Origin of the sequence: uncultured Pseudoxanthomonas sp. (assembly GCF_947498795.1) — a bacterium.
Classification (GTDB): Bacteria; Pseudomonadota; Gammaproteobacteria; order Xanthomonadales; family Xanthomonadaceae; genus Pseudoxanthomonas_A.
This window is the reverse complement of the sequence record NZ_CANMLQ010000002.1, coordinates 537,485-563,451: the sequence shown is the minus strand read 5'-3', so window position 1 is coordinate 563,451 and position 25,967 is coordinate 537,485. Positions and strand designations below refer to the sequence as shown.

Annotated in this window: 20 protein-coding genes; 4 read left to right on the top strand and 16 right to left on the bottom strand. The window is 66.2% G+C overall.

The features are described 5' to 3' along the window. Positions 1-4 precede the first annotated feature (4 nt). The 8 genes from Q0907_RS08785 to smc all read right to left on the bottom strand — a co-directional run bounded on the left by Q0907_RS08785 (position 5) and on the right by smc (position 7,007). On the bottom strand, positions 5-352 hold the full coding sequence (locus Q0907_RS08785) for a type II toxin-antitoxin system PemK/MazF family toxin (protein ID WP_299343336.1): 348 nt from the start codon (positions 350-352) through the stop codon (positions 5-7). Positions 353-366: 14 nt separating this feature from the next. Further along, the gene (locus tag Q0907_RS08780) at positions 367-618 is read right to left on the bottom strand and encodes an AbrB/MazE/SpoVT family DNA-binding domain-containing protein (protein ID WP_299343330.1); all 252 of its coding nucleotides are present in this window, start codon (positions 616-618) and stop codon (positions 367-369) included. A 123-nt stretch (positions 619-741) separates the two neighbouring features. Continuing rightward, complete coding sequence (locus Q0907_RS08775; RefSeq protein WP_299343328.1) at positions 742-1,101, bottom strand: GFA family protein; 360 nt, start codon at positions 1,099-1,101, stop codon at positions 742-744. After that, complete coding sequence (locus Q0907_RS08770) at positions 1,098-1,442, bottom strand: low molecular weight protein tyrosine phosphatase family protein (RefSeq protein ID WP_299343326.1); 345 nt, start codon at positions 1,440-1,442, stop codon at positions 1,098-1,100. The genes Q0907_RS08775 and Q0907_RS08770 overlap by 4 nt, the downstream gene beginning before the upstream one ends. Before the next feature lie 246 nt (positions 1,443-1,688). Beyond that, positions 1,689-1,946 (bottom strand): DUF2200 family protein, encoded by a 258-nt coding sequence (locus Q0907_RS08765; protein ID WP_299343324.1) that lies wholly within the window; start codon positions 1,944-1,946, stop codon positions 1,689-1,691. A gap of 111 nt (positions 1,947-2,057) precedes the next feature. After that, the gene (locus tag Q0907_RS08760) at positions 2,058-2,630 is read right to left on the bottom strand and encodes a hypothetical protein (protein ID WP_299343322.1); all 573 of its coding nucleotides are present in this window, start codon (positions 2,628-2,630) and stop codon (positions 2,058-2,060) included. Between the two features lie 107 nt (positions 2,631-2,737). Then, positions 2,738-3,472, bottom strand: coding sequence for a cell division protein ZipA (gene zipA, locus Q0907_RS08755; RefSeq protein WP_296281188.1), 735 nt, complete (start codon positions 3,470-3,472; stop codon positions 2,738-2,740). Positions 3,473-3,503: 31 nt separating this feature from the next. Continuing rightward, complete coding sequence (gene smc / locus Q0907_RS08750) at positions 3,504-7,007, bottom strand: chromosome segregation protein SMC (protein WP_299343320.1); 3,504 nt, start codon at positions 7,005-7,007, stop codon at positions 3,504-3,506. Positions 7,008-7,282: 275 nt separating this feature from the next. Here smc and Q0907_RS08745 point away from each other — a divergent pair, with 275 nt between their 5' ends. Beyond that, the gene (locus Q0907_RS08745; protein ID WP_299343318.1) at positions 7,283-8,485 is read left to right on the top strand and encodes an amino acid aminotransferase; all 1,203 of its coding nucleotides are present in this window, start codon (positions 7,283-7,285) and stop codon (positions 8,483-8,485) included. Between the two features lie 69 nt (positions 8,486-8,554). Here Q0907_RS08745 and ugpC read toward each other — a convergent pair whose 3' ends face one another. After that, positions 8,555-9,637, bottom strand: coding sequence for a sn-glycerol-3-phosphate ABC transporter ATP-binding protein UgpC (gene ugpC, locus Q0907_RS08740; RefSeq protein WP_299343316.1), 1,083 nt, complete (start codon positions 9,635-9,637; stop codon positions 8,555-8,557). A gap of 430 nt (positions 9,638-10,067) precedes the next feature. Here ugpC and glk point away from each other — a divergent pair, with 430 nt between their 5' ends. The 3 genes from glk (at position 10,068) to Q0907_RS08725 (ending at position 14,001) form a co-directional block, all read left to right on the top strand. Continuing rightward, positions 10,068-11,075 carry a glucokinase gene (gene glk / locus Q0907_RS08735; protein ID WP_299343314.1) on the top strand — a complete coding sequence of 336 codons (1,008 nt, stop codon included), beginning with the start codon at positions 10,068-10,070 and terminating at the stop codon, positions 11,073-11,075. Between the two features lie 232 nt (positions 11,076-11,307). Continuing rightward, complete coding sequence (gene edd / locus Q0907_RS08730; protein ID WP_296281194.1) at positions 11,308-13,218, top strand: phosphogluconate dehydratase; 1,911 nt, start codon at positions 11,308-11,310, stop codon at positions 13,216-13,218. Between the two features lie 123 nt (positions 13,219-13,341). Beyond that, on the top strand, positions 13,342-14,001 hold the full coding sequence (locus tag Q0907_RS08725) for a bifunctional 4-hydroxy-2-oxoglutarate aldolase/2-dehydro-3-deoxy-phosphogluconate aldolase (protein ID WP_299343312.1): 660 nt from the start codon (positions 13,342-13,344) through the stop codon (positions 13,999-14,001). 117 nt (positions 14,002-14,118) lie between these two features. Here the strand turns inward: Q0907_RS08725 and Q0907_RS08720 are convergent, their stop codons facing one another. The 7 genes from Q0907_RS08720 to Q0907_RS08690 all read right to left on the bottom strand — a co-directional run bounded on the left by Q0907_RS08720 (position 14,119) and on the right by Q0907_RS08690 (position 25,955). Further along, on the bottom strand, positions 14,119-14,781 hold the full coding sequence (locus Q0907_RS08720; RefSeq protein ID WP_299343310.1) for a hypothetical protein: 663 nt from the start codon (positions 14,779-14,781) through the stop codon (positions 14,119-14,121). Between the two features lie 142 nt (positions 14,782-14,923). Then, on the bottom strand, positions 14,924-18,124 hold the full coding sequence (locus Q0907_RS08715; protein WP_299343308.1) for a discoidin domain-containing protein: 3,201 nt from the start codon (positions 18,122-18,124) through the stop codon (positions 14,924-14,926). Positions 18,125-18,157: 33 nt separating this feature from the next. Continuing rightward, the gene (locus tag Q0907_RS08710) at positions 18,158-18,979 is read right to left on the bottom strand and encodes a carbohydrate ABC transporter permease (RefSeq protein WP_296281199.1); all 822 of its coding nucleotides are present in this window, start codon (positions 18,977-18,979) and stop codon (positions 18,158-18,160) included. Next, the gene (locus Q0907_RS08705) at positions 18,976-19,860 is read right to left on the bottom strand and encodes a sugar ABC transporter permease (RefSeq protein ID WP_299343305.1); all 885 of its coding nucleotides are present in this window, start codon (positions 19,858-19,860) and stop codon (positions 18,976-18,978) included. Before Q0907_RS08705 ends, Q0907_RS08710 begins: the two co-directional genes overlap by 4 nt. Further along, the gene (locus Q0907_RS08700; RefSeq protein ID WP_299343303.1) at positions 19,857-21,137 is read right to left on the bottom strand and encodes a sugar ABC transporter substrate-binding protein; all 1,281 of its coding nucleotides are present in this window, start codon (positions 21,135-21,137) and stop codon (positions 19,857-19,859) included. Before Q0907_RS08700 ends, Q0907_RS08705 begins: the two co-directional genes overlap by 4 nt. Positions 21,138-21,218: 81 nt before the next feature. Next, positions 21,219-22,832 carry a glucoamylase family protein gene (locus Q0907_RS08695; RefSeq protein ID WP_299343302.1) on the bottom strand — a complete coding sequence of 538 codons (1,614 nt, stop codon included), beginning with the start codon at positions 22,830-22,832 and terminating at the stop codon, positions 21,219-21,221. Positions 22,833-22,952: 120 nt separating this feature from the next. Then, on the bottom strand, positions 22,953-25,955 hold the full coding sequence (locus Q0907_RS08690; protein WP_299343300.1) for a TonB-dependent receptor: 3,003 nt from the start codon (positions 25,953-25,955) through the stop codon (positions 22,953-22,955). Positions 25,956-25,967: the final 12 nt, after the last annotated feature.

Genomic DNA, 25,967 nt, shown 5'->3' with positions numbered 1-25,967 from the left:
AGCGTCACTCGAGGATTGCGCGCACCGCGTCCAATGCCTCCTGCACCAGCCCATCCGGCGCCTTCTCGATCCGCTTGAAGGTACGCGCACGTGCGTCCACGGTTCGCGTCTGGTCGCACAGCACGATCCCCTGCGTACGCAGCCCCGTGCCCATCAGCGTCACGCTGAATCCGTTCACACGTGCCGCCTGACCGCCTTGCGTAATCGGAGCGACCAGAAGCAGGCCGGAGGCCTGATTGAAGGCGCTGGCAGACAACACCAGCACCGGACGGGCGCCGCGGATCTCACGACCCTGTGTCGGGTCCAGGCTAAGTTCCAGGATGTCGCCGCGCTGTGGGATTCCCTTGCCCATGATGTCCGCTCCTCCTAGAGCAGTTCGCGCCCCGCCGGCTCATCCTCGAGCCACACTTCGTCCCTGGTCCACGCGGCAGGCGTGGCGGGGCTGCGGGCCAGGCGATCCGCCAGCGAACGACGCGCCGGCGACACCGTCAGGGTGCGACCTTCCACCGTCAATTCCACGACCGAGCCTGCCTCGACGGCCAGCGTGCTGGCAATGGCCTTCGGAATTGACAGGATGACCGAGCCGCCGGACTGGCGGAGGATGGCGGTGCAGGACATGGTATCGCCCCGTAAGTTTTACTCTAGTAAAACTTACTCCGCCCTTTTGCCGATTGCAAGCGACGATATAAGGGGTCACGGGGATTCGGCTATAGCAATGGATTTACGTATGGTGCGATCCCGTCACGGCATGCCCGCGCCCACCGTCATCCTTACCGGGATGCCGGCCGGATCGAATCCGTCCAGGCAATAGACGTTGATGCCGTAGTAGTCCGGGGTGACGCGCTTGCGGTGGAACGGATAGATGCCGCAGATCGTGCAGAAATGGTGGTGCGCGGTGTGCGTGTGGAACTGGTAGTCGGCGAGCACGTCGGCGCCGGCCAGCAGGCGGAACGCGCTTTCGTGCACCTTCACCATCAGCGCGTTCTTCTTGCGGCAGATCGAGCAGTCGCACTGCGTCAGCTCGGGAAAGTCGGTGTCGATCTCGAAGCGGACGGCGCCGCAGTGGCAGCGGCCGGTCCAGGTCTGCAGGGGGCGACTCATGCGAGCCCCGCGCCGGCAGGCAGGAACCGAACGACCTTCTGTTTCAGCAATCGGATGAGCACGGGGTCCATGTACGCGTAATCGTCCGGAATATCCAGGCAGATCACCCGCTTGCCGTTGAGGTGGCGCTTGAACTTCGCGGACAGGCGGCTGCGATGCGCTGGCTCCATCACGAAGATAAGGTCCGCCCACGCCAGCAGCTCGGGCGACACGGGGACTTCGGCGTCGTTGCCCAATCCTGCGGACGCCGTCTCTACGGCCGGCCAATCAGCGAACACCTGCTCGGCCGTCGGACTGCGCAGGCGGTTCTGGGTGCAGATGAAGAGGATGTTGCGGGGCATGGAAGAAGTGTGCGGGATGGCATGACGGCGAGCCAAGGCCGCACGACGGCCGTAGGCTGGGTTGGAGCGAAGCGTAAACCCAGCAGAGCCGTCATCGCGCCTGATGCTGGGTATTCGCTGCGCTCCAACCCAGCCTACGGTGCATTCCTCTATGTCGGAGACCGCAGGATCTTCTCCATCGCCTTCCCCTTTGCCAGTTCGTCCACCAGTTTGTCGAGGTAGCGGATCTTCTGCATCAGCGGATCTTCAACGTCCTCCACACGGACGCCGCAGACCACACCTTTGATGAGCGAGGCATGTGGATGGAGCTGCGGGGCTTCGGGGAAAAATGGTCTCGAAATCCTTCTTCGCCTCAATCTGCCGATCGAGTCCGGCCTGGTCGTAGCCGGTCAGCCAGCGGATGACCTCGTCCACCTCTGCTTTCGTCCGGCCTTTGCGCTCAGCCTTCTGCACGTACAGCGGGTACACGCTGGCGAAGGAGGTGGTGAAGATGCGGTGCGACATCGAAATCACTCCACGAATATGGCGTCGACAAGATCGATATAGTTTGGGGTTCGCTTCGCTCACTCCAACCGATGTGCTGGGTTTGCGCTACGCTCCAACCCAGCCTACGGTTTACGATATCCGCGTCGGCTCCGTGCCGATCACGCGCCAGACACCGTTTTTCAGACGAAGCGTCGATCTCCACCCGCTACCGCAGAGCGGTCCGCAGTGGATGCCGAAATCGACGGTGGCGGACAGGCCCTGCGCATTACTGCGATAGCGCGGCATCTCAAGCGACATCCAGGACGCCAGTCCCGGATAGGTTTCCTGAAGACATGGCAGCGGAGAGTGCAGTTGCTCACGCGCCATCCTGCCCAGGCAACGGTGGACGTTCGCGTCGAACCGCGCCTCATCCTCGAACCGCACGGAAGGACACCCGAGATCCTCGGGGAACGCCAGCAGGCCCATTTCACGGCGCCCATCCATCCGGTCGCGCGGTGGCGACGCGACGATGAAGAACTCGCGTTCCATCCGGCAGCGGCCATCCAGCGCAAGCCGCAATACATGCGCGTCGTATTCCATCGCGAACGCCGGCGTCAGTACGAACGGCGGGATTTCAGTCGGAGGTGGCGGCAACAGGGTTGGCCGCGCTTTCAGCAAGGGGAGCGCCAGCGCTACGGCAGACACGCCGAGCAGGAGCAGCATCCATGTCGCGATCCGTTTGCGTGTCATCGCCAGTCTCCCCTGCAAGCCATCCGAGCGAAGATACAGCCATGACCTGGGCCAGCCACTGCGGCCCTACGGTGCTCGGTTCACCACCGCGGCGCCTTCGTCAGCGGCGGCGCTTCATGCTGCCGGTCATACGCGCGCAGCTCTTCGCGGATGTGCTGGATGCGCTGGCGACCCAGCGTGTTGCGGCTGTCGTCGAGGACCACGCCGCCCAGCAGTTCGGCCATGCGCTCCACATTGGGCAGCAGTTTTTCCCAGGCTTCCAGCGCGGTCATCGGCGCGGGCAGTGTGAGGAAGAACGCGATGGCCGGGGTTTCCAGCGTGCGGATGGTGGCCATGTCGAAACTGCCGGGCTGCATGATGTTGGCCATGCTGAAGACCGGGCCGCGCTCGGGGTGGCCTTCCACCAGCCGGTGGAAGACATTCATGTGGCCGAAGGTCAGGCCCGTCTTCTCGGCGGCGACCACGATGTCCTCGCCACGCAGCACCTGCCCGGCCTTGGCCGCGACGTACAGCGAGACGATCTTGTCGAAATCCTGGTTGGGCCGCTTGCCGAGGTCGCTTTCCGCGCCTGCGACCGGCGTGCCGCCGGGCAGGCCGAGTTCGGGCTGGCTGACGCGCTCGCCACTGTAGTCCTGCACCTGCTCGCTGGTGTCGTCGCCGGCAAGGCTGGGCTCGACGCGCGCGGTATCGCGTTCGGAGGGATCCAGCCGGCGGCCCTGGCTGGGTTTCTTGGGACGACCGAACAGGAAGATCGCGACCAGCAACAGGATGCCGGCGACGATGATTCCGATACGAAGCATGGCCATGTCGGACACAGGGGATTCTCCGGCAAGGTGGAATGAAGGGTCAGGCGGCGCCGGCCAGGCGGGCGGCCTCTTCCAGGTCCACCGACACCAGCCGGCTGACACCGGGTTCCCGCATGGTAACGCCACTGAGCTGGTGTGCGGCTTCCATCGTCGCCTTGTTGTGCGACACGAAGAGGAACTGCACCTTCTCGCTCATCTCTTTCACCATGTTGGTGAAGCGACCAACGTTGGCTTCGTCGAGTGGTGCGTCGACTTCGTCGAGCAGGCAGAACGGCGCGGGGTTCAGCTGGAAGATGGCGAAGACCAAGGCCACCGCCGTCATTGCCTTTTCGCCACCGGACAGCAGCGAGATGTTGGACACGCGCTTGCCCGGCGGACGCGCCATGATGGCCACGCCGGTGTCGAGCAGATCCTCGCCCGTCAGTTCCAGATAGGCGTGGCCGCCGCCGAACAGGCGCGGATACAGCTGCTGCACGCCCGCGTTGACGCGATCGAAGGTGTCCTTGAAGCGGCCGCGCGTCTCGCGGTCGATCTTGCGGATGGCTTCTTCCAGCGTCTCCAGCGCGGTGGTGAGGTCGACGTGCTGCGCATCCAGGTATTCCGAGCGCTGGCTGGCTTCGCCGTACTCGTGGATGGCGGCCAGGTTGACCGGCTCCAGCCGGCGCATGCGGCCATCGATCTGGGTGACGGCCTGTTCCCACTCGCGCACGTCGGCCACCTCGGGCAGCGTGTTGATGACGTCCTCGAGCACGAAACCACCGGCGACCACGCCTTCGGACAGCTGTTCGGCCTTCAACGCGAGCGCCTGCTGGTCGAGCTTGCGCTGCGAGATGCGCTCGCGCTGCGCGACGGCCTGTTCGTCGCGCTGCTGGCGGGTCTGTTCGTACTTGCGGAGTTCGTTGTCGATGCTTTCCAGCAGGGAGCGGGCCTCGGCAAGCTGGCGATCGGCGGTGACGCGATGCTCCAGCGCCGCCTGGCGCTGCGCTTCCAGTTCCTGCACCGGCGAATCGCCTTCGCTCAGCTGCAGGGTGAGTTCTTCCAGGCGCGAATCGAGGTGGCCACGCTGGCCGCCCATGCGATCCAGTGCCTGGCTCAACGACACGATCTGGGTGCGTTGCGACTCCAGCGTCAGCGCCAGCGCGTGCGCGGCGTCGCGCGAGGCGCGCGCGGCCTCGCGGGCCTGATCGCGCGCGTCGACCAGCTGGCGGCGCTCGCTTTCCAGCGCCTGGCGGGCGGATTCGAGGTCGCCCATGCGGGTCACGGCGTCTTCGAGCTTCGCGCGGGCTTCGCGGGCCTGCTCGCGGCTGGTATCGAGCGTGTCGACCAACTGCGCGATCTCGCCATCGATGCGCTCGAGGCGCGTGCGCGTAGCGTCCACCTTGCCCTGCTGGCTTTGCAGCTGGCCGGCCAGCTCGGACACCCCACGGTGCGCCATGTACAGCGTTCGCTGGGCGTCTTCGCGCTGCTGTTCGGCGGCGAGCAACGCATCGCGCAGCCCGGCCAAGCGTTCTTCCAGCCCCGCTTCGCGTGCCTGCAGGGTTTCGATCTCGGCGCGCAGCGACTGGATGTCGCGCTCTCGCAGCAGGGCGCCCTGCTTGGCCGCGCCGGAACGCAGCACGCGGACCCAGCCGGCACCCAGGCGTTCGCCGTTGCGCGTGATGACGGAATCGCCCTCGCCCAGCTGAGACTGCAGACGGCGGGCTTCATTGAGGTCGTCGGCCACGTGCAGGCGGGCCAGCAGGCGGCGGATCGCGGCCGGGCCCTGCACCTTGGCCGCGAGGGACGTCGGCGCGAAGGCAACGTCGCTGCGGTCGTCCGACACCAGCGCGATGCGGCCATCGCCGAGTTCGCCCAAGGCATCGACCAGCGCTTCCGGTGCATCGACCAGCACGCCTTCGATCAGCTGGCCGAGCGCGCCTTCGACGGCGTTCTCCCAACCGGGCTCGACAGTCAGCTTCTCGCCGACGCGCGAGGCATTGTCCAGGCCGCGCGCCTTCAGCCAGCTCATCGCGGCGCCCTGTTCCTGGCCCAGCGCAGCGTGCTGCAGGGTTTCCAGCGAGGACAGTCGACCGCGGGCTTCCTGGGCGCGCTTGCGCACGTCCGAGAGTTCGGCCTGGGTGGCGCGCTGCTGTTCCTGCACGTCGGCCGCGCCCTGCTTGCGCGCCTCGACCTGCTCGGTCAGCGACTCCAGCGATTCCTTCTGCGTGTCGTGCTGCAGCTGCAGCTGTTCGAACGCGGATGCCAGCGCATCGAGGTCGAGCCCGGCGCGTTCATTGGCCAGCGCTTCGCGACGGCGTTCGGCTTCCAGCGACTGCCGGTCGAGATAATCGACGCGCGTGCGCTCCACGTCGCCGGCCCGGGAGGCCTCGGCGGAGTCGCGACTGTGGGTTTCCCAACGCTGCTGCCAGTCGGCCAGCCGGGCTTCGGCCTCGCGCAGCGCATCCTGCCTGAACACGTCCTCCTCGCGCAGCTGCTCGAGCTGCGGTTCGGCATCGGCGACCGATTCACGCAACACGTCTAGGCGGGTCTGGTCGCCGCTGATGTGCTGGCCGAGTTCCTGCAGCGCGTTGTGGGCCTCGTCGCGGGCCCGCTTCAGGCGGTCGGCGAGTTCGCGCTGGTGCTGGATCTGCTGTTCGACGCGGGCCAGCGTGCTGCCGACCTGGTAGACCTCGCCCTGCGCCTTGTTGAGGCCGTCGGCAGCCTCCTCGCGGCGCACGCGGTCGGTTTCCAGCAGGCGTTCGGCTTCGCGCTGCTCGGCGATCAGCTGCTGCAGTTTCGTCTCTTCCTGGGACAACGCCTCGCGCAGGCCCTGCAGCTTGCCGTCCAGGCCGCGGTATTCCAGCGCCTTCCACTCGGCGTCCTTGACCCGGCGCTCTTCCTGCAGCGCCTTGTACTGCTCGGCCTGCTTGGCCTGCCGCTTGAGGTGCTCGAGCTGCTTGCCGATCTCCTCGCGCAGGTCGTTGAGGCGGTCCAGGTTTTCGCGGGTGTGGCGGATGCGGGTCTCGGTTTCCTTGCGGCGTTCCTTGTACTTGGAGATGCCGGCGGCTTCTTCCAGGTACACGCGCAGGTCTTCCGGGCGGGCCTCGATGATCTGGCTGATCATGCCCTGCTCGATGATCGAGTAGCTGCGCGGGCCCAGGCCGGTGCCGAGGAACAGGTCGGTGATGTCGCGGCGACGGCACTTGGTGCCGTTGAGGTAATAGTTGCTCTGACCGTCACGGCTGACCAGGCGCCGGACCGAGATCTCGTTGAACGCGGCGAACTCGCCGCTGATGGTGTGGTCGCTGTTGTCGAAGATCAGTTCGACCGAAGCCTGCGACACCGGCTTGCGCGCCGCCGATCCGGAGAAGATGACGTCGGTCAGCGAGTCACCGCGCAGGCGGCTGGCGGAACTCTCGCCCATGACCCAGCGCACGGCGTCGATGATGTTCGACTTGCCGCACCCGTTCGGGCCGACCACGCCGGTCATGTTGGTCGGCAGGTGGAGCACGGTGGGATCGACGAACGACTTGAAACCGGACAGCTTGATGGTGGAAAGGCGCATGCGGCGGTGTCTTCCGGGCACCGCGACCGGACCGGTCCGACGCGCTGCCGCAAGTATGAAATGGGATCAGCTTCGACTGCCAAGGCCTTGATTCCACGGCAATCCGGCCTGCCTGCTGGCACGCCAACGGATGAGTATAGCCGCCCCCGCCACCGTATGCCCGGGCCTGCCAGGCCCGTACGCCCGCGCGCCGTCCGCGTACGGCGCAAGCGCCCGCCTGTTAGGATCGCGGGCGGCTTCACCCCCCTCCCTCATCCACCAACGGTCCCCACTCCGTGTCTCTTTTTGCATCCGTAGAACTCGTACCCGGCGATCCCATCCTGGGGTTGACCGAGGCGTACAACGCCGATCCCCGCACCCGGAAAGTCAATCTCGGCGTCGGCATCTATTACGACGAACAGGGGCGCATTCCCCTGCTCGACTGCGTCCGCCAGGTGGAGCAGGCGCTGGCCGCCGAGGGCAAACCGCGCGGCTACCTGCCGATCGACGGCCTGGCCGCCTATGACGCCGCCACCCGCGAACTGGTGTTCGGCAAGGAGTCGGGTCTGGTCGCTGCCGGCCGTGTCGCCACGACCCAGACCGTGGGCGGCAGCGGCGCGCTGCGCGTGGGCGCGGACCTGCTGAAGAAGCTGCTGCCGCACGCGACCATCGCGATCAGCAACCCGAGCTGGGAAAACCATCGCGCGGTGTTCGGCGCGGCGGGTTTCGACATCGTCGACTACACCTACTTCGACGCCGCCACGCATGGGCTGGACTTTGCCGGCATGCTCGCCGACCTGGGCAAGCTGGAGCCCGGTACCGTCGTGCTGCTGCATGCCTGCTGCCACAACCCCACCGGCGCCGACCTGACGGTCGCTCAATGGACCCAGGTCGCGGCGCTGATGAAGGACCGCGGACTGTTCCCCTTCATCGACATGGCCTACCAGGGCTTCGACAAGGGCATCGCCGAGGATGGCGCGGCCGTGCGCATCGTCGCCGAGGCCGGCATCGACAGCTTCATCGTCGCCAACTCGTACTCCAAGTCGTTTTCGCTGTACGGCGAGCGCGTCGGCGCACTCTCGGTGGTCGGCCCGGACGCCCATGCGACCAAGGCCGTGCAGTCGCAGGTCAAGCGCATCATCCGCACCATTTATTCGAGCCCGTCGACGCATGGCGCGGCGCTTGTCGCGGGCGTACTCGCGAGCAGCGAACTGCGCGCGCTGTGGGAAAGCGAGCTGGGCGGCATGCGCGAGCGCATCCACGCGCTGCGTGCCGGTCTGGTGGACAAGCTGGCCGCACTCGGCGCACCGGAGTTCGCCTTCATCCAGCAGCAGGCCGGCATGTTTTCCTACTCCGGCCTGAGCAAGGCCCAGGTGGACAGGCTGCGCGACGAGTTCGGCATCTATGCGGTCGGGACCGGTCGCATCTGCGTGGCCGCGCTGAACCAGCAGAACCTGGCGTACGTGGCGAAAGCGGTGCGCACGGTCAGCCGCGGCTGACCGATACCGTCGGCGGGCACGAAAAAAGGAGGCCATGGCCTCCTTTTTTCCTTGCTGCGGTGGACGACCTCAGCCCAAGCGCAGGCCGCTGTCCGGATCGAAGCAGTGCAGCGGCGCGTTCTCTACCGTGACCCGCAGGCCCTGCCCCGGCTCCGGCAACACCTGCGGCGGCATGCGCGCCACCAGTGGCTGGCCGACGAAGCGAAGGTTGACGAACACTTCGTTACCCACCGGCTCGATCAGGTCGACATGGGCCTCGAACGCGGGCTTGCCGATACCCGCCGGCTGCAGGTGCTCAGGGCGGATGCCGAGCGCGATGCGCCGTCCGATCCAGGCACCGGCGACGGCCGCATGGCCCAGCGAAATCTGGCCACCGCCGTCCAGCGCCAGCTGCAAACCATCTTCCTGCTGCAGCGTGCCATACAGTACGTTCATCGCCGGGCTACCGAGGAAGCCGGCGACGAACAGGTTGGCCGGCTTCTCATAAAGCGCCATCGGCGTGTCGATCTGCTGGATCTCGCCATCCTTCAGCACCACGATGCGCTGGCCCAGCGTCATGGCTTCCACCTGGTCATGGGTGACGTAGATCATCGTCGCGCCGAGCTGCCGGTGCAGGCGGCCGATTTCGGTACGCACGGAATGGCGCAGCTTGGCATCGAGGTTCGACAGGGGTTCGTCGAGCAGGAACACCGAGGGCTCGCGCACCAGCGCGCGCCCCAGCGCCACGCGTTGCCGCTGGCCGCCCGACATTTCACGCGGCAGCTTGCCCAGCATGTGGGTCATGCCCAGGGTCTGCGCGGCATCGTGCACGCGGCGTTCGATCTCGGCGCGTGGCGTGCCGCGCAGCTTCAACCCGAAGGCGAGGTTCTCGGCCACCGTCATGTGCGGGTACAGCGCGTAGCTCTGGAAGACCATCGCGATGTCGCGGTCCTTCGGCGCCACGTCGTTGACGCGGCGGCCGCCGATCGACAGGGTGCCGTCCGAAATCTCTTCCAGGCCGGCAATCATGCGCAACAGCGTGGACTTGCCGCAGCCCGAGGGACCGACCAGCACCATGAGTTCGCCGTCGGCGATCTCGAAACTGGCCCCGTGCACGGCCACCTGGCCGTTGTCGTACACCTTGCGCACGCGGTCGAGTTGGACACTGGCCATCATTGCTCCGGTCGGGCGGCGCCCGTGCTGGTTCGCTGCGTCCCGGCCCTCCCGGGTGCAGGCATGCCTTCACAGGCGATGCGCTCGGCTTCCCGTTCCGTGGGCGGGGAAGGTGCGCTATTCTGCCATGTAACCGTTTTCACGGCGCAAGCGGCAACGCCGCGAAGAACCTGGAGTCTTCACCTCACGTGCCGCCGACCCTGCTTTCTCCTCGCCCCTGCACACGTCCCGCCGCGCACGCGCATGCCGGTACCGCGCATACGTATACGCATCGCGCGGACAGGTTCGCCTCCGTCTTCCCACGATGCGGGTGCGCGCTATCATTCGCCGCCCACACAGCGTGGCCCTCCCACGGCAGCACAGGATCGATCAGGCGAATGCAGCGGACCCGTTTTGGAAGCCACCCCGCCTCGAACAGGATGTTGGCCGCATGAGCAGCGCCGATCGTGTCCTTCTCGCCGATATAGGCGGCACCAATGCGCGCTTCGCGCTGGCCGATACGTCCGCGTCCGTGCCGCTCATCGACGACAGCGTGCGTGAATTCGTCGTCGCCGATTTTCCCTCGCTCGCCGACGCCGCCCAGCATTACCTGGACGAGACCGGCGCCACCGCCCAGAACGGCGTGTTTGCGGTCGCCGGACGGGTCGACGGCGATGAAGCACGCATCACCAATCATCCGTGGGTCATCTCGGTGAACCGCACGCGCCAGGCGCTGGGCTTCCAGGGCCTGAAACTGGTCAACGATTTCGCTGCGCAGGCGATGGCGGTGTCGCTGCTCACGCCGCGCGATGTGGTCGCCATCGGGGGCGCGCACTGGGCCCCCGCGCCGCTGTCGGTGCCACGCACGTACGCCGTGATCGGCCCGGGCACGGGCCTGGGCGTCGCCGCGCTGGTGATCCGCGACGGACGCGCCTATCCGCTGGAAACCGAAGGCGGCCACGTCAGCTTCCCGCCCGGTACGCCGGAAGAGATCCGCATCCTCGAAATCCTGTCCGCGCAGTTCGGCCGCGTCTCGAACGAGCGCCTGATCTGCGGTCCCGGCCTGGTCAACTTGTATCGCGCCCTGAGCGAGATCGCCGGCGAAGATCCCGGCGGTCCGCTGGAGCCGAAGGATGTCACTGCGCGCGCCGCCGCGGGCGATCCGCGCTGCGTGCGCACGCTGGACGTGTTCTGCGCCGTGTTCGGCGCGATCGCCGGCGACCTCGTGCTGACGACCGGCGCTTGGGATGGCGTGTTCCTCACCGGTGGCCTGGTGCCGAAACTGCTCACGTCGCTGCAGCATTCCGGCTTCCGCCAGCGTTTCGAACACAAGGGCCGCTTCTCGCCCGCGATGGGACGCGTGCCCACGCTCGCCAACATGCATCCGCGTCCCGGCCTGCTCGGCGCGGCCGCGTATGCGGTCGAACTGTTCGGACCGAAAACGCCCGCGCACGCCTGAGGTTTTGCGCAGATACGCGCTGCAACGCAGCACGCGCGGCGCGCCCTCACGCGGACTGGTCTGCCTTTGGTCGCTTTCGCGCCTGCGGCAAAGGCGGTAGAAAGCAGCATGCCGTCGCCGTCGTTCGTCGCCCTTCCCCTCCACGCGCTGGAGCTGCAGGAAGGCCGCTCCGCACGGCCCTTTTCCGCCATGCCATGCAGAATGCATCCGTCTGCAGCCTAGTCCTACGCCCATGAGCCTGCACCCCCGCATCCAGGAAGTCACCGAACGCATCCGCCAGCGCAGCGCCCCGTTGCGCCGTGCCTACCTCGACGGCATCGACGCCGCCCACCGCGACGGCCCGCAACGCGCGCGCCTTAGCTGCGGGAACCTCGCGCACGCTTTCGCTGCCTGCGGCCCCACCGACAAGGGGCGCCTGCGCGCGGACGTGACGCCGAACCTCGGCATCATCAATGCCTACAACGACATGCTGTCGGCGCACCAGCCGTTCGAGCATTACCCGGAGATGATCCGCCAGGCCGCACGCGACCTCGGCGCGACCGCGCAGGTCGCCGGCGGCGTGCCGGCGATGTGCGATGGCGTGACGCAGGGTCGCCCGGGCATGGAGCTGTCGCTGTTCTCGCGCGACGTGATCGCGCAGGCCACGGCGATCTCGCTGAGCCACGACATGTTCGATGCCGCGCTGTACCTGGGCGTCTGCGACAAGATCGTCCCCGGCCTGCTGATGGGCGCGCTGGCGTTCGGCCACCTGCCGGCGGTGTTCGTGCCGGCCGGCCCGATGTCGCCCGGCATCCCCAACAAGGAAAAGGCCGCGGTACGCGAGCGTTATGCCGCGGGCGAAGCCACGCGCGAGGAACTCCTGGAAGCCGAAGCCGCGAGCTACCACGCGGCGGGCACCTGCACCTTCTACGGCACCGCCAATTCCAACCAGGTGCTGCTGGAGGCGATGGGCCTGCAGTTGCCGGGCACCTCGTTCGTCAATCCCGACCAGCCGCTGCGCGATGTACTGACGCGCGCGGCCGCAGAGCGCGCGCTGGCGATCACCGCGCTGGGCGACGACTACCGACCGATCGGACGCCTGATCGACGAACGCGCCATCGTCAACGCCATGGCCGCACTGATGGCGACCGGCGGTTCCACCAACCACACGATCCACTGGATCGCCGTGGCACGGTCGGCCGGCATCGTGCTGACGTGGGACGACATGGACGTGATCGCACAGACCGTGCCCTTGCTGGCGCGCGTGTATCCGAACGGCGAAGCCGACGTGAACCGGTTCGCCGCGGCGGGCGGCACCCAGTTGGTGTTCCGCGAGTTGCTCGACGCCGGCCTGATGCACGACATCACCACCATCGTGCCGGGAGGCCTGCGCGCCTTCTGCGATGAACCCCGCCTGCAGGACGGCAAGCTGGCCTATGCGCCGGGCATCGCCCAGAGCGCGGACGAAGAGGTGGTGCGCCCGGTCTCGCGCGCGTTCGAGGGACAGGGTGGCCTGCGCCTGCTGCGCGGCAACCTGGGCCGTTCGCTCATCAAGACCTCGGCCGTGAAGGCGGAATACCGCTTCATCGAAGCGCCTGCCGTTGTCGTCGACGATCCGCGTGCGCTCAACAAGCTGCACGCCGCCGGTGTACTGCCGCAGGACTTCGTCGCGGTGGTCCGCTACCAGGGCCCGCGCGCGAACGGCATGCCGGAACTGCATTCGCTGGCGCCGTTGCTCGGCCTGCTGCAGAACCAGGGCCGCCGCGTGGCCCTGGTGACGGACGGCCGGCTGTCCGGTGCTTCCGGCAAGATTCCCGCCGCAATCCACCTGACCCCGGAAGCCGCGCGCGGCGGTCCGTTGGCCAAGCTGCGCGAAGGCGACATCATCCGGCTCGATGCCGAAGCCGGCACGCTGGAAGCGCTGGTCGACGCCGCCGAATGGGCGGCGCGCGAGATCGCACCGAACACGTCGCCCGCGGCACTGGACCTGGGCCGCAACCTCTTCGCGGTCAGCCGCGACGTGGTCACGCCGGCCGACCGCGGCGCGATGTCGATTTCCTGTGGCCTGCCGTACCACGATGGCACTTGGGAATACGACGCCGAGTACGAACTGGGCGACGCCGCGCACGCCGCGGAGGCACCCCACGAAGCCAAGGATGCGTAACGTCGAATCAGGCTCTTCTTCCGGACATCATTTCCGTGGGAGCGACGTAAGTCGCGAAGCTTCCACCTGACGCCGATCGCGACTTACGTCGCTCCCACAACACGAATCGCCACACTTGCCCCCATGACCATCGAAGCCCGCCAGCAGAAAGCCGAATCCCTCCTCCGCGCCGCCGGCATCCTGCCGGTCGTCACCGTCCACACCCTGGATGAAGCGCGCAAGGTGTCCGAAGCGCTGTTGCAGGGCGGCCTGCCCGCGATCGAGCTGACGCTGCGCACGCCGGTGGCGATGGACGCGCTGGCGATGTTGAAGAAGGAACTTCCGGACATCGTGATCGGTGCCGGCACGGTGCTGACGACCGAGCAGATGCAGCAGTCCATCGATGCGGGCGCCGACTTCCTGGTCACCCCCGGCACGCCGCCGGCGCTGGCCGATGCGCTGGCCGCCGCCGACATTCCGGTGGTCCCGGGCGCGGCCACGCCTACGGAGCTGCTGGCCCTCATGGCGCGCGGCTTCCGCGTCTGCAAGCTCTTCCCGGCCACCGCGGTCGGCGGCCTGGCCATGCTGAAGGGTCTGGCCGGACCGCTGTCGGAGCTGAAGATCTGCCCCACCGGCGGCATCACCGAGGACACCGCGGCCGACTACCTCTCGCAGCCGAACGTCGTCTGCATCGGCGGCTCGTGGATGGTGCCGAAGGGCTGGCTGGACAACGGCGAGTGGGACAAGGTCACCGAGAGCTCGGCGAAGGCGGCCGGTATCGTACAGCGGGTTCGGGGCGGCTGAATTTTTCCGTGGGAGCGACGCAAGTCGCGACCGCAGAAGTGAAATGCCGTGAGGCGCGTGCGCCGTCACGCCCTCGCTGCCGGAAACATACTGATGCCGCTCCTGCATTGCATCGTTTCACGTCAGCTCCAGCGCCAGGCCTTGCCGTTTCCAGCCGTATGCCAGCACCGCATGCCAGCCGACCATCAGCAGCCCCAGCCACCACTCAAAAATGTTCTCCCAGCGGTCCTTGGCTGACGGATCATCGACCACCACCCCGGCCACGACGTTCGCCACGCCCAATCCGAGCATCGCGATCGAGATCCACGACATCGCCACGATGATGCCCGCAGGCAGTGCTTTCGTCGCGGCCGCACGCCGCATCAACGCCAGCTGCGCCAGGTAGCCGAATCCGAAGTACACCACCACGCCGTAGCGCCGCAGGAAGCGATACGCCTCGCCTTCGGTGCCGAGGAAGGTCGCGTACACCGCCAGCGCAAGGGCCGACATCACGCCCAGCACCACCATGACGCGACCGCCACGCAGCCAATGCCTGGCCAGCCACCACGCCAGCGCGTGCAGCACCGCGCAGGGGATCACCAGCAACTGGAACAGGTGATTGCCCCAACCGTGCCGTGCAGCGCGACTGATCGACACACAGCCGTCGATGTACGGCACGCATGCCGGGACATGGCCGCCCTGGATCGACAGCAGGTAGGCGACGTGCGCCGCCATCACGAACAGCAACGTCAACAGCAGCGGCAAGGGCCAGAGCGGGATGCGCGGGCTGTCGGCGACCATCGCGGCGAGAGGGGACGGAACGTGCAGCGCAATGTACTCCGTCCCGCGACATGACGTAGAGCGGGGCTGGCCCGGCGATGGAAGACCGGTCCGCGTTCAGGGCACGCCGGATCAGCGGACCAAGCTCCGCTCTACGAGACGGTCAGCGCGTGAGGATGCTGACCTTCGCCGGCAGCGTGGTGATGCGGAGCTCGCCGTCCTTCCACTGCGCGGGCTTGCCGTTGATGCGCGTCTCGCCAGGCGCGGCTTCGTAAGGCCAGGGCAGTACCAGACCGCCGGCCGGCAGCTTCAGCCCGGCCTTCGCATCGAGGACGACCTCATCCCCCTGCTTGCGCAGCGCGTAGCCGAGTACACCGCTGGGCGTGCGCAGGCCATCGATGGCGATGCCCTCGCCGTCCAGCCAGCCCGTGGGCACGCCGGCCGCCAGCACCAGGCTGTCGTCCGCTTCGCGGGTGTAGGCGAACATGTCCAGCGCCGAGCGTACGAAATCCGACGCCACCCAGGCATGCGGCAGGTCGCCGACGAAGAACGGTTTGCGCGGCGTACGCGACACCACCTCCGCCCACTGGTTCCACGCCTGCGGCGCACGGTCCTTGAAGAAGAAGTCCAGCACGTCCCATGCGCGTTCGCGCCAGCCCAACCGGACGAAAGCCGCCACGTTGCGCCATTCGTACGGCGTGTAGTCCTTCCATTCGCGCTTGCCGTCTCGGCGCTGCACGAACTCGGTCCAGTAGCGCTCGAACGTGCCGTGCAGCAGATCCGCCGGCAGCGCGTCCTGCTCCCCACCCGGCGCCAACGCGATGGTCGTGGATGTCGGGTCGAAGTCGCCGATCTCCGCCGCACCCGGCATATACGCGATGCCGTGCAGGGCGGTCGCCGCCCGCAGCGAGGCGTAGAGATCGTCGCGGAACTGGTCGCGCGAGGCGGCCATGCGCCGCGAGGCTGCGCTGTCGCCCAGCGCATCGGCGATCTCGACGGCATCCTTGTAGCCGCGGAGGGCCCAGAAATTGTCCCAGTACGAATGCATCGGCTTGGCCGAGTAGCCTTCGTGGCTGATCGAGGCCGGCATCATCCCGTAGAACGCCGCATTCACCGCACAGTTGGCCTCGGTCCGCTCGCTTAGACGCAGCTCTTCCATGTAGGCGAAAGCGCCCTGCACGTGCGGCCACATCTTCTTCAGGAACACCTTGTCGCCGGTATAGCGGTAGTACTCGGCGATGTTGAAGATCAGCTCGCCGTGGCTGTCGTTCTCGGGTACGGGATCGCTGCCACGGTCGTCCACGCAGCACGGCACCTTGCCGTTATCGAACTGGTAGGGCGCGTAGTACTCGACGTACTCCTTCACCACTTCCGGGCGGCCCAGGCGCAGCAGGCCCTCGGAAATCATCGCGCCATCGCGGATCCAGCTGCGCGAGTACGATCGCGTACCCGGCTGCAGGCGCGGACCGATGCGCGAAATCAGCATGTGGGCCAGCGCGGTGCGCAGGGTGTCGGCGATGGCCTGGCCTTCGGCCGGGACCTGCAGCTTCATTTCATCCAGCTTGCCGCGCCATACGGTCGCCATGGCCTGCTGGTCGCGTTCCGCGTCGATCCGGGCGGGTAGCGTGCCTTCGAGCGGAGCGACCCACGCGACATCGCGGCTTTCGCCCGGCGCCAAGGTGATCCGGTACAACACCGCGGCGGAGGCGAGTCCGGTCGATTCTCCTGCCACCTGCGCATCAAGGCCGCTGGCTAAGCCTGCGTCCATCGATGCCAGACGTTCGCGCACCAACCCTTCATCGAACCGCGAGGCCAGCGCCGCATCCGGCTTGGCGAAGCGCAGGCTGGCGCGCCCGTTCACGCTGACCACGCCATCGCGGATCGCAAGATCGTTGATGGGACTGAAGCCGCCGGTCGTGTTGAGGAACTGGCTGGGCGGATTGACCTGCCACGGCTGCACGGCGAGCGCCAGCACATAGTCGCGAGGGGCTTTGCCGGTATTGGTCAGGCGATGGCGCGCGACCAGACGCGCGTCGCCGGGCGTGCCGGCAGCGAATGCCGTGGTCGACAGCGCGAAGTCCGCGTGTTGCCAGGCGACCGTCGGGATCGGCAGGTAACCGTCCTGAAGCGACGGCGTCGCCTGCACGTCCGACCAGCCGACCCAGCGTCCATCGACCCGCACGAACGGCTCGACACTCAGGCCGCCCTTCGCGATCTCGATGGCACCGTCCTCACCGATCAGCCCCTGCTCGCGCCCGCCATCCAGTCCCACGATCGTCCAGTACGGCTGCTCGCCGCTGAAACCACGCGGGAACCAGCCCTTAGGCGCTTCGGACGCCATCGCCTTGATCAGGTCGTTGGGATGCGCGGCGAAGGCAAGCGGCTTCACCTCGAGCTCGGCCAGTGCGAACGAGCGGCCCGGTCCGTCGCCGATGGTGAGCCGCACGTAGCGCGCTTCCGATTCCGGCAGCGCCAGGTAGTCGTTGCCGCCGTTGCCGTCGACCACGGTGCGGACATCACGCCACTGCTGGCCATCGTCGGACAGCTGCACCAGATAGTCGGAGGCGTGCTGATCGGGCTTCCAGCGCAGCACAAGACCACCGAATTCGCGCAACTTGCCCAGATCCAGCGTCAGTTGCGGATCGGCATCGCCGTGCAGGTCCGCCGACCAGGCGGTGCCGGGCTTGCCGTCCACCGCCATGCGCGCCGCACCGGCGGGGAACGCCACGGAGGCACTCGCCGCGCCCGTCAACGGCGCACCATCGTCGATCGGCAGCGCCTGGAACGTCAGCTGGTCGAAGCAGACCGATCCCTTGCCGCCGACGTTGTTGTAGACGGTGAACTCGAGCTTCTCGCTCCGGCGCAGCACGCGGTCCGGATCCGGACCCCACGCCTTGTCGATGTGGCGCTGCTTGTAACGCACGGGTGTCCACGCTGTCGGGTAGTCGTACTTCGGCCGGTTGACCCACCAGACGTTGTCGCCACTGGCATCGACCACCTTGAACTGCAGGTCGTTTCGCGGTGAATCGCCGCGCAATTGGAAATCGAACCGGTAGTTCTGCGGATACGCGATCGACAGGTCGCGCTGGATACCGGCATGTCCCGATACCCCGTTGAAATCGTAGTCGAGGCACAGGGCCTTGCCTTCCGCGCCGTCGACCTGCCGCAGCGCGCCGCTGACCTGGTTGGACGTCACCACGCGCCACGTCGACGGATCGCTGAAGTCGTCGAGGACGCGCACGCCTTCCGGCGCGGCGAGGACGGGCGTGGCGCCTGCGAGCAGGACGCTGCACGCCAGTGCCGCGCGGCAGAAAGCGACATCACGGGATTCCCGCTTGCGCGGAAAGGACGGTTCGATGTTCATGGTGATTCAAGCTCCACAATGACCCGCTTCGGATCAGCCTTTGACACTGCCCAGCAACAGGCCCTGGATGTAGTAACGCTGCAAAGCGAGGAACAGCAGCAGCACCGGCAGGATGGTCACGACGGAGCCGGCCATCATCAGTTCGTAGTCCATCACGTGCTCGCGCGACAGGCCGGCCAGCGCGACCGGCAGCGTCTGCAGGGCATCGTCGCTCAGGACGATCAACGGCCACATGAAGTCGTTCCATGCGCCCAGGAAACTGAAGATCGCCAGCGTCACCAGGATTGGTTTCAGTCCGGGCAGGACGATCTGGAAGAAGATGCGCGCCTCGCCTGCGCCGTCGATGCGGGCCGCTTCGAGCAGCTCATCCGGAATGGAGCGTGCGTACTGGCGGACCAGGAAAATGCCGAAGATCGCCGCCATGCCGGGGACGATGGCGCCCGCGTAGGTGTTCACCAGGCCCATCTGCTTGAGCAGCAGGAACAGCGGCATCATCGCCACCTGCGCCGGTATCACCAGCGCCGCCAGCAGCGCACGGAAGGTACGGTCCCTACCCTTGAAGCGCAGCTTCGCGAACGCGTAGCCGGCCATCGTGTTGAACAGCAGCGACAGCAGCATGACGCTGGTCGACACGATGAAGCTGTTGAGCAGGTAGCGGCCCATGCCCGCGCGCACGAACAGCTCGCGGTAGTTGTCGAGCGTCGGCGCCGACGGCAGCAGCGGCGGCGGGAAGTGCCCCGCCTCGCCGGTCTGCATGAAGGACACCGACAGCATCCACAGCAGTGGACCGATGCTGAGGATCGCCAGCGCGACCAGCAGCGCGTTGACGGTGACGGCGGCGACGCGCTGGTTCATTCGACACCCCGCCTGCGTGCGAACCACAGCAGCCCGCTGGTCACCGCCGTCATCAGCAGGAACAGCAGGAACGCCACCGCGGACGCGTTGCCCAGGTTCCACCACTTGAAGCCTTCTTCGTACATCAGGTACAGCACGCTCTTGGTGCTCTCCAGCGGCCCGCCCTGCGTCATCACGTACGGCTCGGCGAACAACTGGAAATACCCGGCCATGGTCAGGATGCCGACGAGCAGCAGCACCGGCCCCAGCTGCGGCAGGGTGACGTGGCGGAACTGCGCCCAGCGCGAGGCACCGTCGATGCGCGCGGCTTCGTACAGGTCTTCCGGAATGCTCTGCAGGCCGGCGAGGAAGATGATCATGTTGTAGCCGAAGTTCTTCCATACGGCGAACAGGATGATGGTCGGCATCGCCCAGGTGGGATCGCCGAGCCAGTCGATCGGATCGATGCCCACCCACGACAGCCCCCAGTTCACCAGGCCGTACTTGGTGTGGAAGAGATAGCGCCAGATCACCGCGACCGCGACCACGGTGGTGACCACCGGTGCGAAGAACGCAGTCCGGAAGAAGCCCTTGAAGCGGCCGAGCTTCGAGTGCAGCAACAGCGCGGCGCCGAGCGACAGCGCCACGGATAGCGGAACGCCGACCACCACGAAGTACACCGTATTGCCCAGCGACTTCCAGAACATCGGGTTCTGCAGCAGGCCCAAGTAATTGTCGACGCCGACGAAGCGGAGGTTTCCGATGTCGGCCAGCGCATAGATGTCGAAGTCGGTGAGACTGAGCGCCAGCGCCGCCAGCACCGGCAGGCCGAAGAACACGACGATGACCGTCAGCGCGGGGGCGGCAAAGAGCCAGCCGGCCAGTGAGTGCGTGGACCTCATGGCGCAGGCCCCGGCTTGCCCGCCTGGTCCAGCATCCAGCGGCGCTTCTCGAGGATGCGGTCGGCGCGTCGGTCGAGTTCTTCCGCGGCCTGGTCGACGGTCAGCCGGCCGTTGGCGACCTGCTCGCCCACCAGGCGCATCTCCGTGGCGATGCGCTCCCACTCCGGCACCTTCGGCGTGGACACGGCACGCTCCAGCTGCTCGCGGAACGCTTTCGCATAGGGATCATCGGCCAGTGCGGGAGTGAGCCACGGCGAACGACGCGGCGGCAGGTCGCCGGTCAGCGCGTGGAACTCGGCCTGCACGTCCGGCGACGACAACCACGCGATCAGCGTCCACGCCGCATCCTTGTTCGGCGAGTCCCTGAACACGACGAAGCTGGTGCCATTGGCCAGCGATGCGCCCGGGCCACGGGGCCCCGGCAGCGGCATCGTCCCCCAGTCCGCCTGCTGCGCGGCGGGCAGGCGCTCCTTGAACTTGGCGATGTTCCAGGGACCGGAGATGTAGAACGAGTAGAACCCCTTGCCGAACTCGTCCCAGACGTTGGAGATCTGGTTGTTGGTGACGACCGGCGCCCACTGCTGGTCGAACATTTCCTTGTAGAACCCGAGCGACTGCCTGAATCCTTCGCTGCGGAAATTGCCGTAGCGTCCATCGTCGCGCAGCAAGGGCTCGGGCTGCTGGATGGCAAGGCTGAGCAGTGGTTCGAACTCGTTGAGCGGCAGCAGGATCGAATAGTTGCCCTGCCCTGCGACCTGCTTGACCTGCCGCATCGCGACGCGCCATTCGTCCCAACTGGCGGGCAACGTCCGCACGCCGGCCTTGGCCAGCATGTCGCGACGGTAGAACGGCAGGCGCGTCTCGACGTACCAGGGCACGGCATACGCGCGCCCGTCGATCACGCCCGTATCCCACACGCCCGGAAAGAAGTCCGGCTGGTCGAAGCCAGGCGTCGCCGCGATCTCGTCGTCGAGCGGCTCGAGCGCGCCGAGCGCCGCGAATTCGGGAATCCAGGTGTTGCCGATGGGGCTGACGTCGGGCAGCGACTCGCCCGCGAACGCGGTCAGGAGTTTCTCGTGCGCCGACAGCCACGGCACGATCTGCAGGTCGACATCGATATCCGGGTGCTGGCGTTCGAACTCGGGCAGCAGCCGTGCGACGACTTCGCCTTCATACCCCATCACCCAGAACCGCACGACGGTGCGGTCGTCGTTCGTGCGCGCGCAACCCGCGATCGCCAGCGCGCACAGCAGCGTCACGAAAGAACAGCAGCGCACCAGGGCCCTCCTTCCACCGGAGAAGGCCCTGATGCGTGCTGGAGAGACCTTTGCTGGCGCACGCCGATCCATGCGAGCAGCTTACTCCGGCTGCTGCGGACGCGCCGCCTCGGGCTGTGCGGCCTGGTTGGCGCGCGATTCCGCCGTCCCCAGTGCGCGTGCCGCCGCGGCATCGAGATCGGGGGGAGCGGTCGGCGCGGTCGCGGCGCTGGCCGCGGCCTGCTCGGTCTTCGCGTCGAGCCAGCCCCCTTCGAAGCCGGCCTTCTTCAGGCCATCGCGGATGTAGGGGTTCTTCTTCATCACGCTCCAGACGAAGTCGTTCCGGTAATTCGCGATCATCGCCAGGATGGGGCCCTGGTCGATGCCGATGTAGTCGCTGGCCACCCAGCCCTTGCCCGGGACGATGCGCCCCGTCTTCAGCGGGATGTCGTAGTCGAAGCTCGGATTGAACGAATCCAGGAAGCCGTAGCTGGAGTACAGGTAGTCGCCGTAGCGACGATGCATTTCCTCGGTCGCGGGAATGACGATCTCCGGGGCGAACGGCAACGAGGCGATCGCCGCGGTCGGCGCGACGGTGCCGTCGTCGAAATTCTCGCGGAAGCCGGCGCCACGGGCAGAGTAATGGCGGAACGAGCGCTGCTCGCCACGGTACTCCTGCTGGGTCTGTTGCGGGCCATCGGACGCGGTCAGGCCCCACACGTTCTCGCCGTAGTCCTTCCACTTCATCGGGTTTTCGATGGCGTACGCGCGCTGTGCGTACGTGGCGCGGCGGCTGTTCTCGAAATAGTCCATGCCGCGCTCGCGCATGTAGTCGTCCTGGATGCCGCGGAAGTCGATCCAGACGTGGCTGTACTGGTGGCCGAAGTGCGGCGCGAACGTCAGGTATTCCTGGCCCTGGAACACACCCCACAGCTCGCTGTAGCTGCGCGTCCACACTTCCCAGGCCTCGGGACCGACCGGATGCGTCGGCGATGCCATCGCCAGCACGTACACCATCATCGCCTCGTTGTAGCCCTTCCAGTCATGCGGAATGACGCCGCTCTCGGGAAACCACCCCATCGAGATCAGCGGTTTGTTGTTCTGCAGGAAGGTCCAGTCGACGCGCTTGTAGATCGTGTCGGCGATGTCGCGTATTTCCTTCTCGCGCGCGTCGTCTCGGTCGTAGTAGGACTGCGCGAACAGCACGCCCATAAGCAGCAGCGAGGTGTCGACGCTGGACAGTTCCACCCAGGTGTTGAAGCGCTCGCCGGTGTTCATGTCGAGGAAGTGGTAGTAGAAGCCCTTGTGGCCGCCCTTCCCTTCCTTCTGCGGCCCCTGCGGCACGTCGCGCAGGAACTTCAGCGTCGTCAGCGTGCGGTCCACCGCCTGGGTACGGCTGACCCAGCCGTTTTCGATGCCGATCGGATACGCGGTCAGCGCATAGCCGATGGACGCGATGCTGGCGAACGGGCGCGACGGGTAACGGTCGGGCGTGAGGCCGTTCACCTCGTTGGTGGTGTCCCAGAAGAACTGGAAGGTGCGGCGTTCGATGTCGCGGAAGAGCGGCGGCAATTCCGGCTTTGCCGGAGGCTCGGGCTTGGCCGCCACAGCAGGCACGGCCGGCTTCGCCGCCGGTGCAGGCGCAGCCTTGTCTTCTGGCGCTTTCTGGCAACCGGCGATCAACAGAGTCAGCGCGACGCCGATGAACCAGGACATGCGCGGGGCTGGGGTGATCTTGTTCAAAGCGATTTCCCGTTGTAACCGTTTACAGACGTGTGTGGAAGAAACCCGCCGGTCAGGCGACGCCCGAAGACGTCGCCCGAGGGCGGGTGGGTATTACCAGTCGAAGCCGAAGGAGAGCTTGAAGGTGCGGGTGGGTTCGAAAATCTCGATGCCCGTGCGGTTACCCAGGTTCGGATTGACCGGGCCGCGCCCACCGTTGCCCGTACCGTACGCGCCGTCGTACTGATTCCAGTTCCTCCAGTTGAACGCGTTGATCAGATCGACCCGGACCTTGAAGCTCAGGTCCGTGCCGGTATCCCACCGCTTCTCGGCTGCAAAGTCGAACTGCTTGAAGCCGATGGTGCCATTGGGCGTATACGGATCGTAGAAGCACAGATAATTGGGTGCAGGCGCAGGCAGCGAATTCAGGCAGTTCGTACCGGATTTCGGAATCGGTGTTGCCAGCACCAGTTTGCCGCTGAACACGACATCCCAGCCCGGCGAGTAGATGCCGCTCAGGACAAGGCGATGCTTCGGCACGCCGGTCGAGGTGTACATCTGGTCATTCGCGAAGGCGTAGTCGAAGAGATAAGTCTCGCCAGTCGATGCGTTCGGGCGATTCTCTTCCGCATCGCTGTAGGTATATGCCGCATTGAAGCCCCACGGCGATTCCGCCGTATACGGCTTGTCGATGGAGAGCAGCAGCGAATTCAGGTTGTACTCGAAGCCGTTGTCTCCGAGGATCAGACTGCCGTAACCGGGGATGGCGAAGCCGAACGGCGCCCCGCCCCATGTCTGGCCCAGCGCCTCGAACTCATGGAACGTTCCATTCGGACGCCTGTTGCCCAAATGGGAGTAAATGCCGTCGCGACTGCGGATATGGGAGAGCGTGACCGACGTGTTCCAGTCGAGGCCCCAAAGCGAAACGATGTTGCGCATGCCCAGGCTGAACTGGTCGGAATACGGGGTCTTGAGGTCGTTGTTGAGCAGATTGACCTCGCCGCCCGCCGTCGGATTGGCGGCGCTGTAGGCGTCCAGGCCTGCCTGAGTCAGCAACGCGGTATTGAAAGGAATGCAACTGGCGCTGGCGGCACAGGGATGCAGTGGTGTCGGGAAACGGATGCTGTAAGTGGTGAACGCACCGCCGTAGTACTCGCGCGCCATGTAGTCGAACAGATTGCGGTCGTACGCGCGGCCTGCACCACCGAAGATCACATGACGCTGATCGCCGGTCAGGTCATAGGAGAAGCCCAGGCGTGGCTGGATGGCCCCCTTGAAGTCCTTGCGATTGCTGCCATCGCTGATGTAATCCTCGATGTCGTAGTCGGTATCGCGGATGTTGGTCCAGCCACGCAACGCGGTGGCGATGCGGGGATCAAGGCGATAGTCGGTGTAACTCGGGATTTCTTCGTAGTCCCAGCGCACGCCGAGGTTGAGTGTCAGCTTGTCGGTGACGGCCCAGTCGTCCTGCAGGTAGATGCCGAACTGCTTGTTGGCGGACTCCACGAACGGGTCACGGCCGAGACGCGCTGTCGTGAACTCGATGCGGTATGGCTGCGTCAGGCTTTCGTTGACGTCGTACCAGTAGCGCGGATAGGGCGGGAACTGCTGGAACGCCGTCAGGTCGACCCGCTTGTACTTGATGCCGGCCTTGAGGGTGTGTCCCTCCCACCCGTAGAACGTGAAGTCATTCTGCAGCGACCAGCCTTTCTGGCCCTTGTCCTGGAAATTGGGTCCGCCGCCGGCATTCAGCACGACCAGGTCCAATTGGCTCGGATTACGCGGGTTGACGATGGTGTAACGGCTGCTGGGCGCATTCACCAGCGGAGAGGGGTTGTAGGACGATTCCTCGAAGGTGATGTGCGCGTCATTCATCCAGCGCTCGGCCGAGTAGACCGATCGAAGGTCGTAACGCGTTTCATCGTTGACCAGGCCGGTACCGGCCTCGGGCAGGTTGACGCCACCGATGCCCGAAACACCGACTTCGTCGCGACGGCGTGCCGAGAACTCGACCAGGTGATTGTCGCTTGCCTGCCAGCTCAACTTTCCGAAGTAGGTATCCTGGTTGAAGGGACGGCTGTAGAGACTGTCGTATGGCGCGAGGATCTGCGACGGCAGGTTCGCGCCGGCAGCGTCCGTGGGCAGCAGCATGAGCGCAGGTCGGAGGATGTCCTTCGCCTCGTAAGTAACGAAGAAATGCAGCTTGTCGCGAATCAGGGGGCCACCGACCGAAAGCCCATACTGCTCCACACGCTCGATGGCTTCGGCCCCCAAGCGCTTCTCTTGGGGCGTCGGACTTTGCCATTTCTCGCTGGTGCGATCCCAGAAGAAACTTCCACTGAACTCGTTGGTGCCCGACTTCGTAACGGCAGTGACCGCCGCACTGCTGATCTGGTCGTACTCGGCCTTGTAGTTCGACGTGATGACTTTGTACTCGCCGATGGCGAGTTGCGGGAACGGATTGCCTTCGCTGTCGTCCTGTCCGGTGATGCCACCCGGGGTGACGTAGTTCTTCTGGCCCACGCCGTCGATGTAGACATTGATGTTGCTGGCGCCTTGCGCACCACTGCGAAGTTGGCTCTCCTGCCCGCTCGGCGGCGTGGTGAAGAGCATGCCCGGCACGGTGTCCGCAAACGCGAGGAAATTGCGCGAATTCTGCGGCAGCAGTTCGATCTGCTTGTTGGACACGTAGGTCGCGACTTCCGATGTCTTGGTTTCCACCAGCATCGGCGCGGTCACGCGAACCGTATCGAGCGTGGTGGCGTCGCCGGCGGGCGCCGGGGCGGCGGATCCCTCAAGATTCAAGGTTGCCGTCTGGCCGACCGCCAACGTCACCGCACGGCTGCTGGTCTGCCCGCCGGCCGTCACCTCGATGCGGTACGCACCGGGCGGCAAACCACCGATGTTGTAGCTGCCATTGGTCGCCTTCGCACTGCGGGTGAGACCGGTATCCACGTTGATCACGGTGACGGTGGCATCGCTGGCAACCGCGCCTCGCAGCGTGGCGGACGTCGACTGTGCAAGCGCGTGGGGTGCCGCCATCGCCAGGCAACTCGCCAGTGCGCAGGACAACAGTTTGCGATTGAGTTGGAACGTGTTGCGGCCGTGATGCTTCATGCGGTCTCCCCT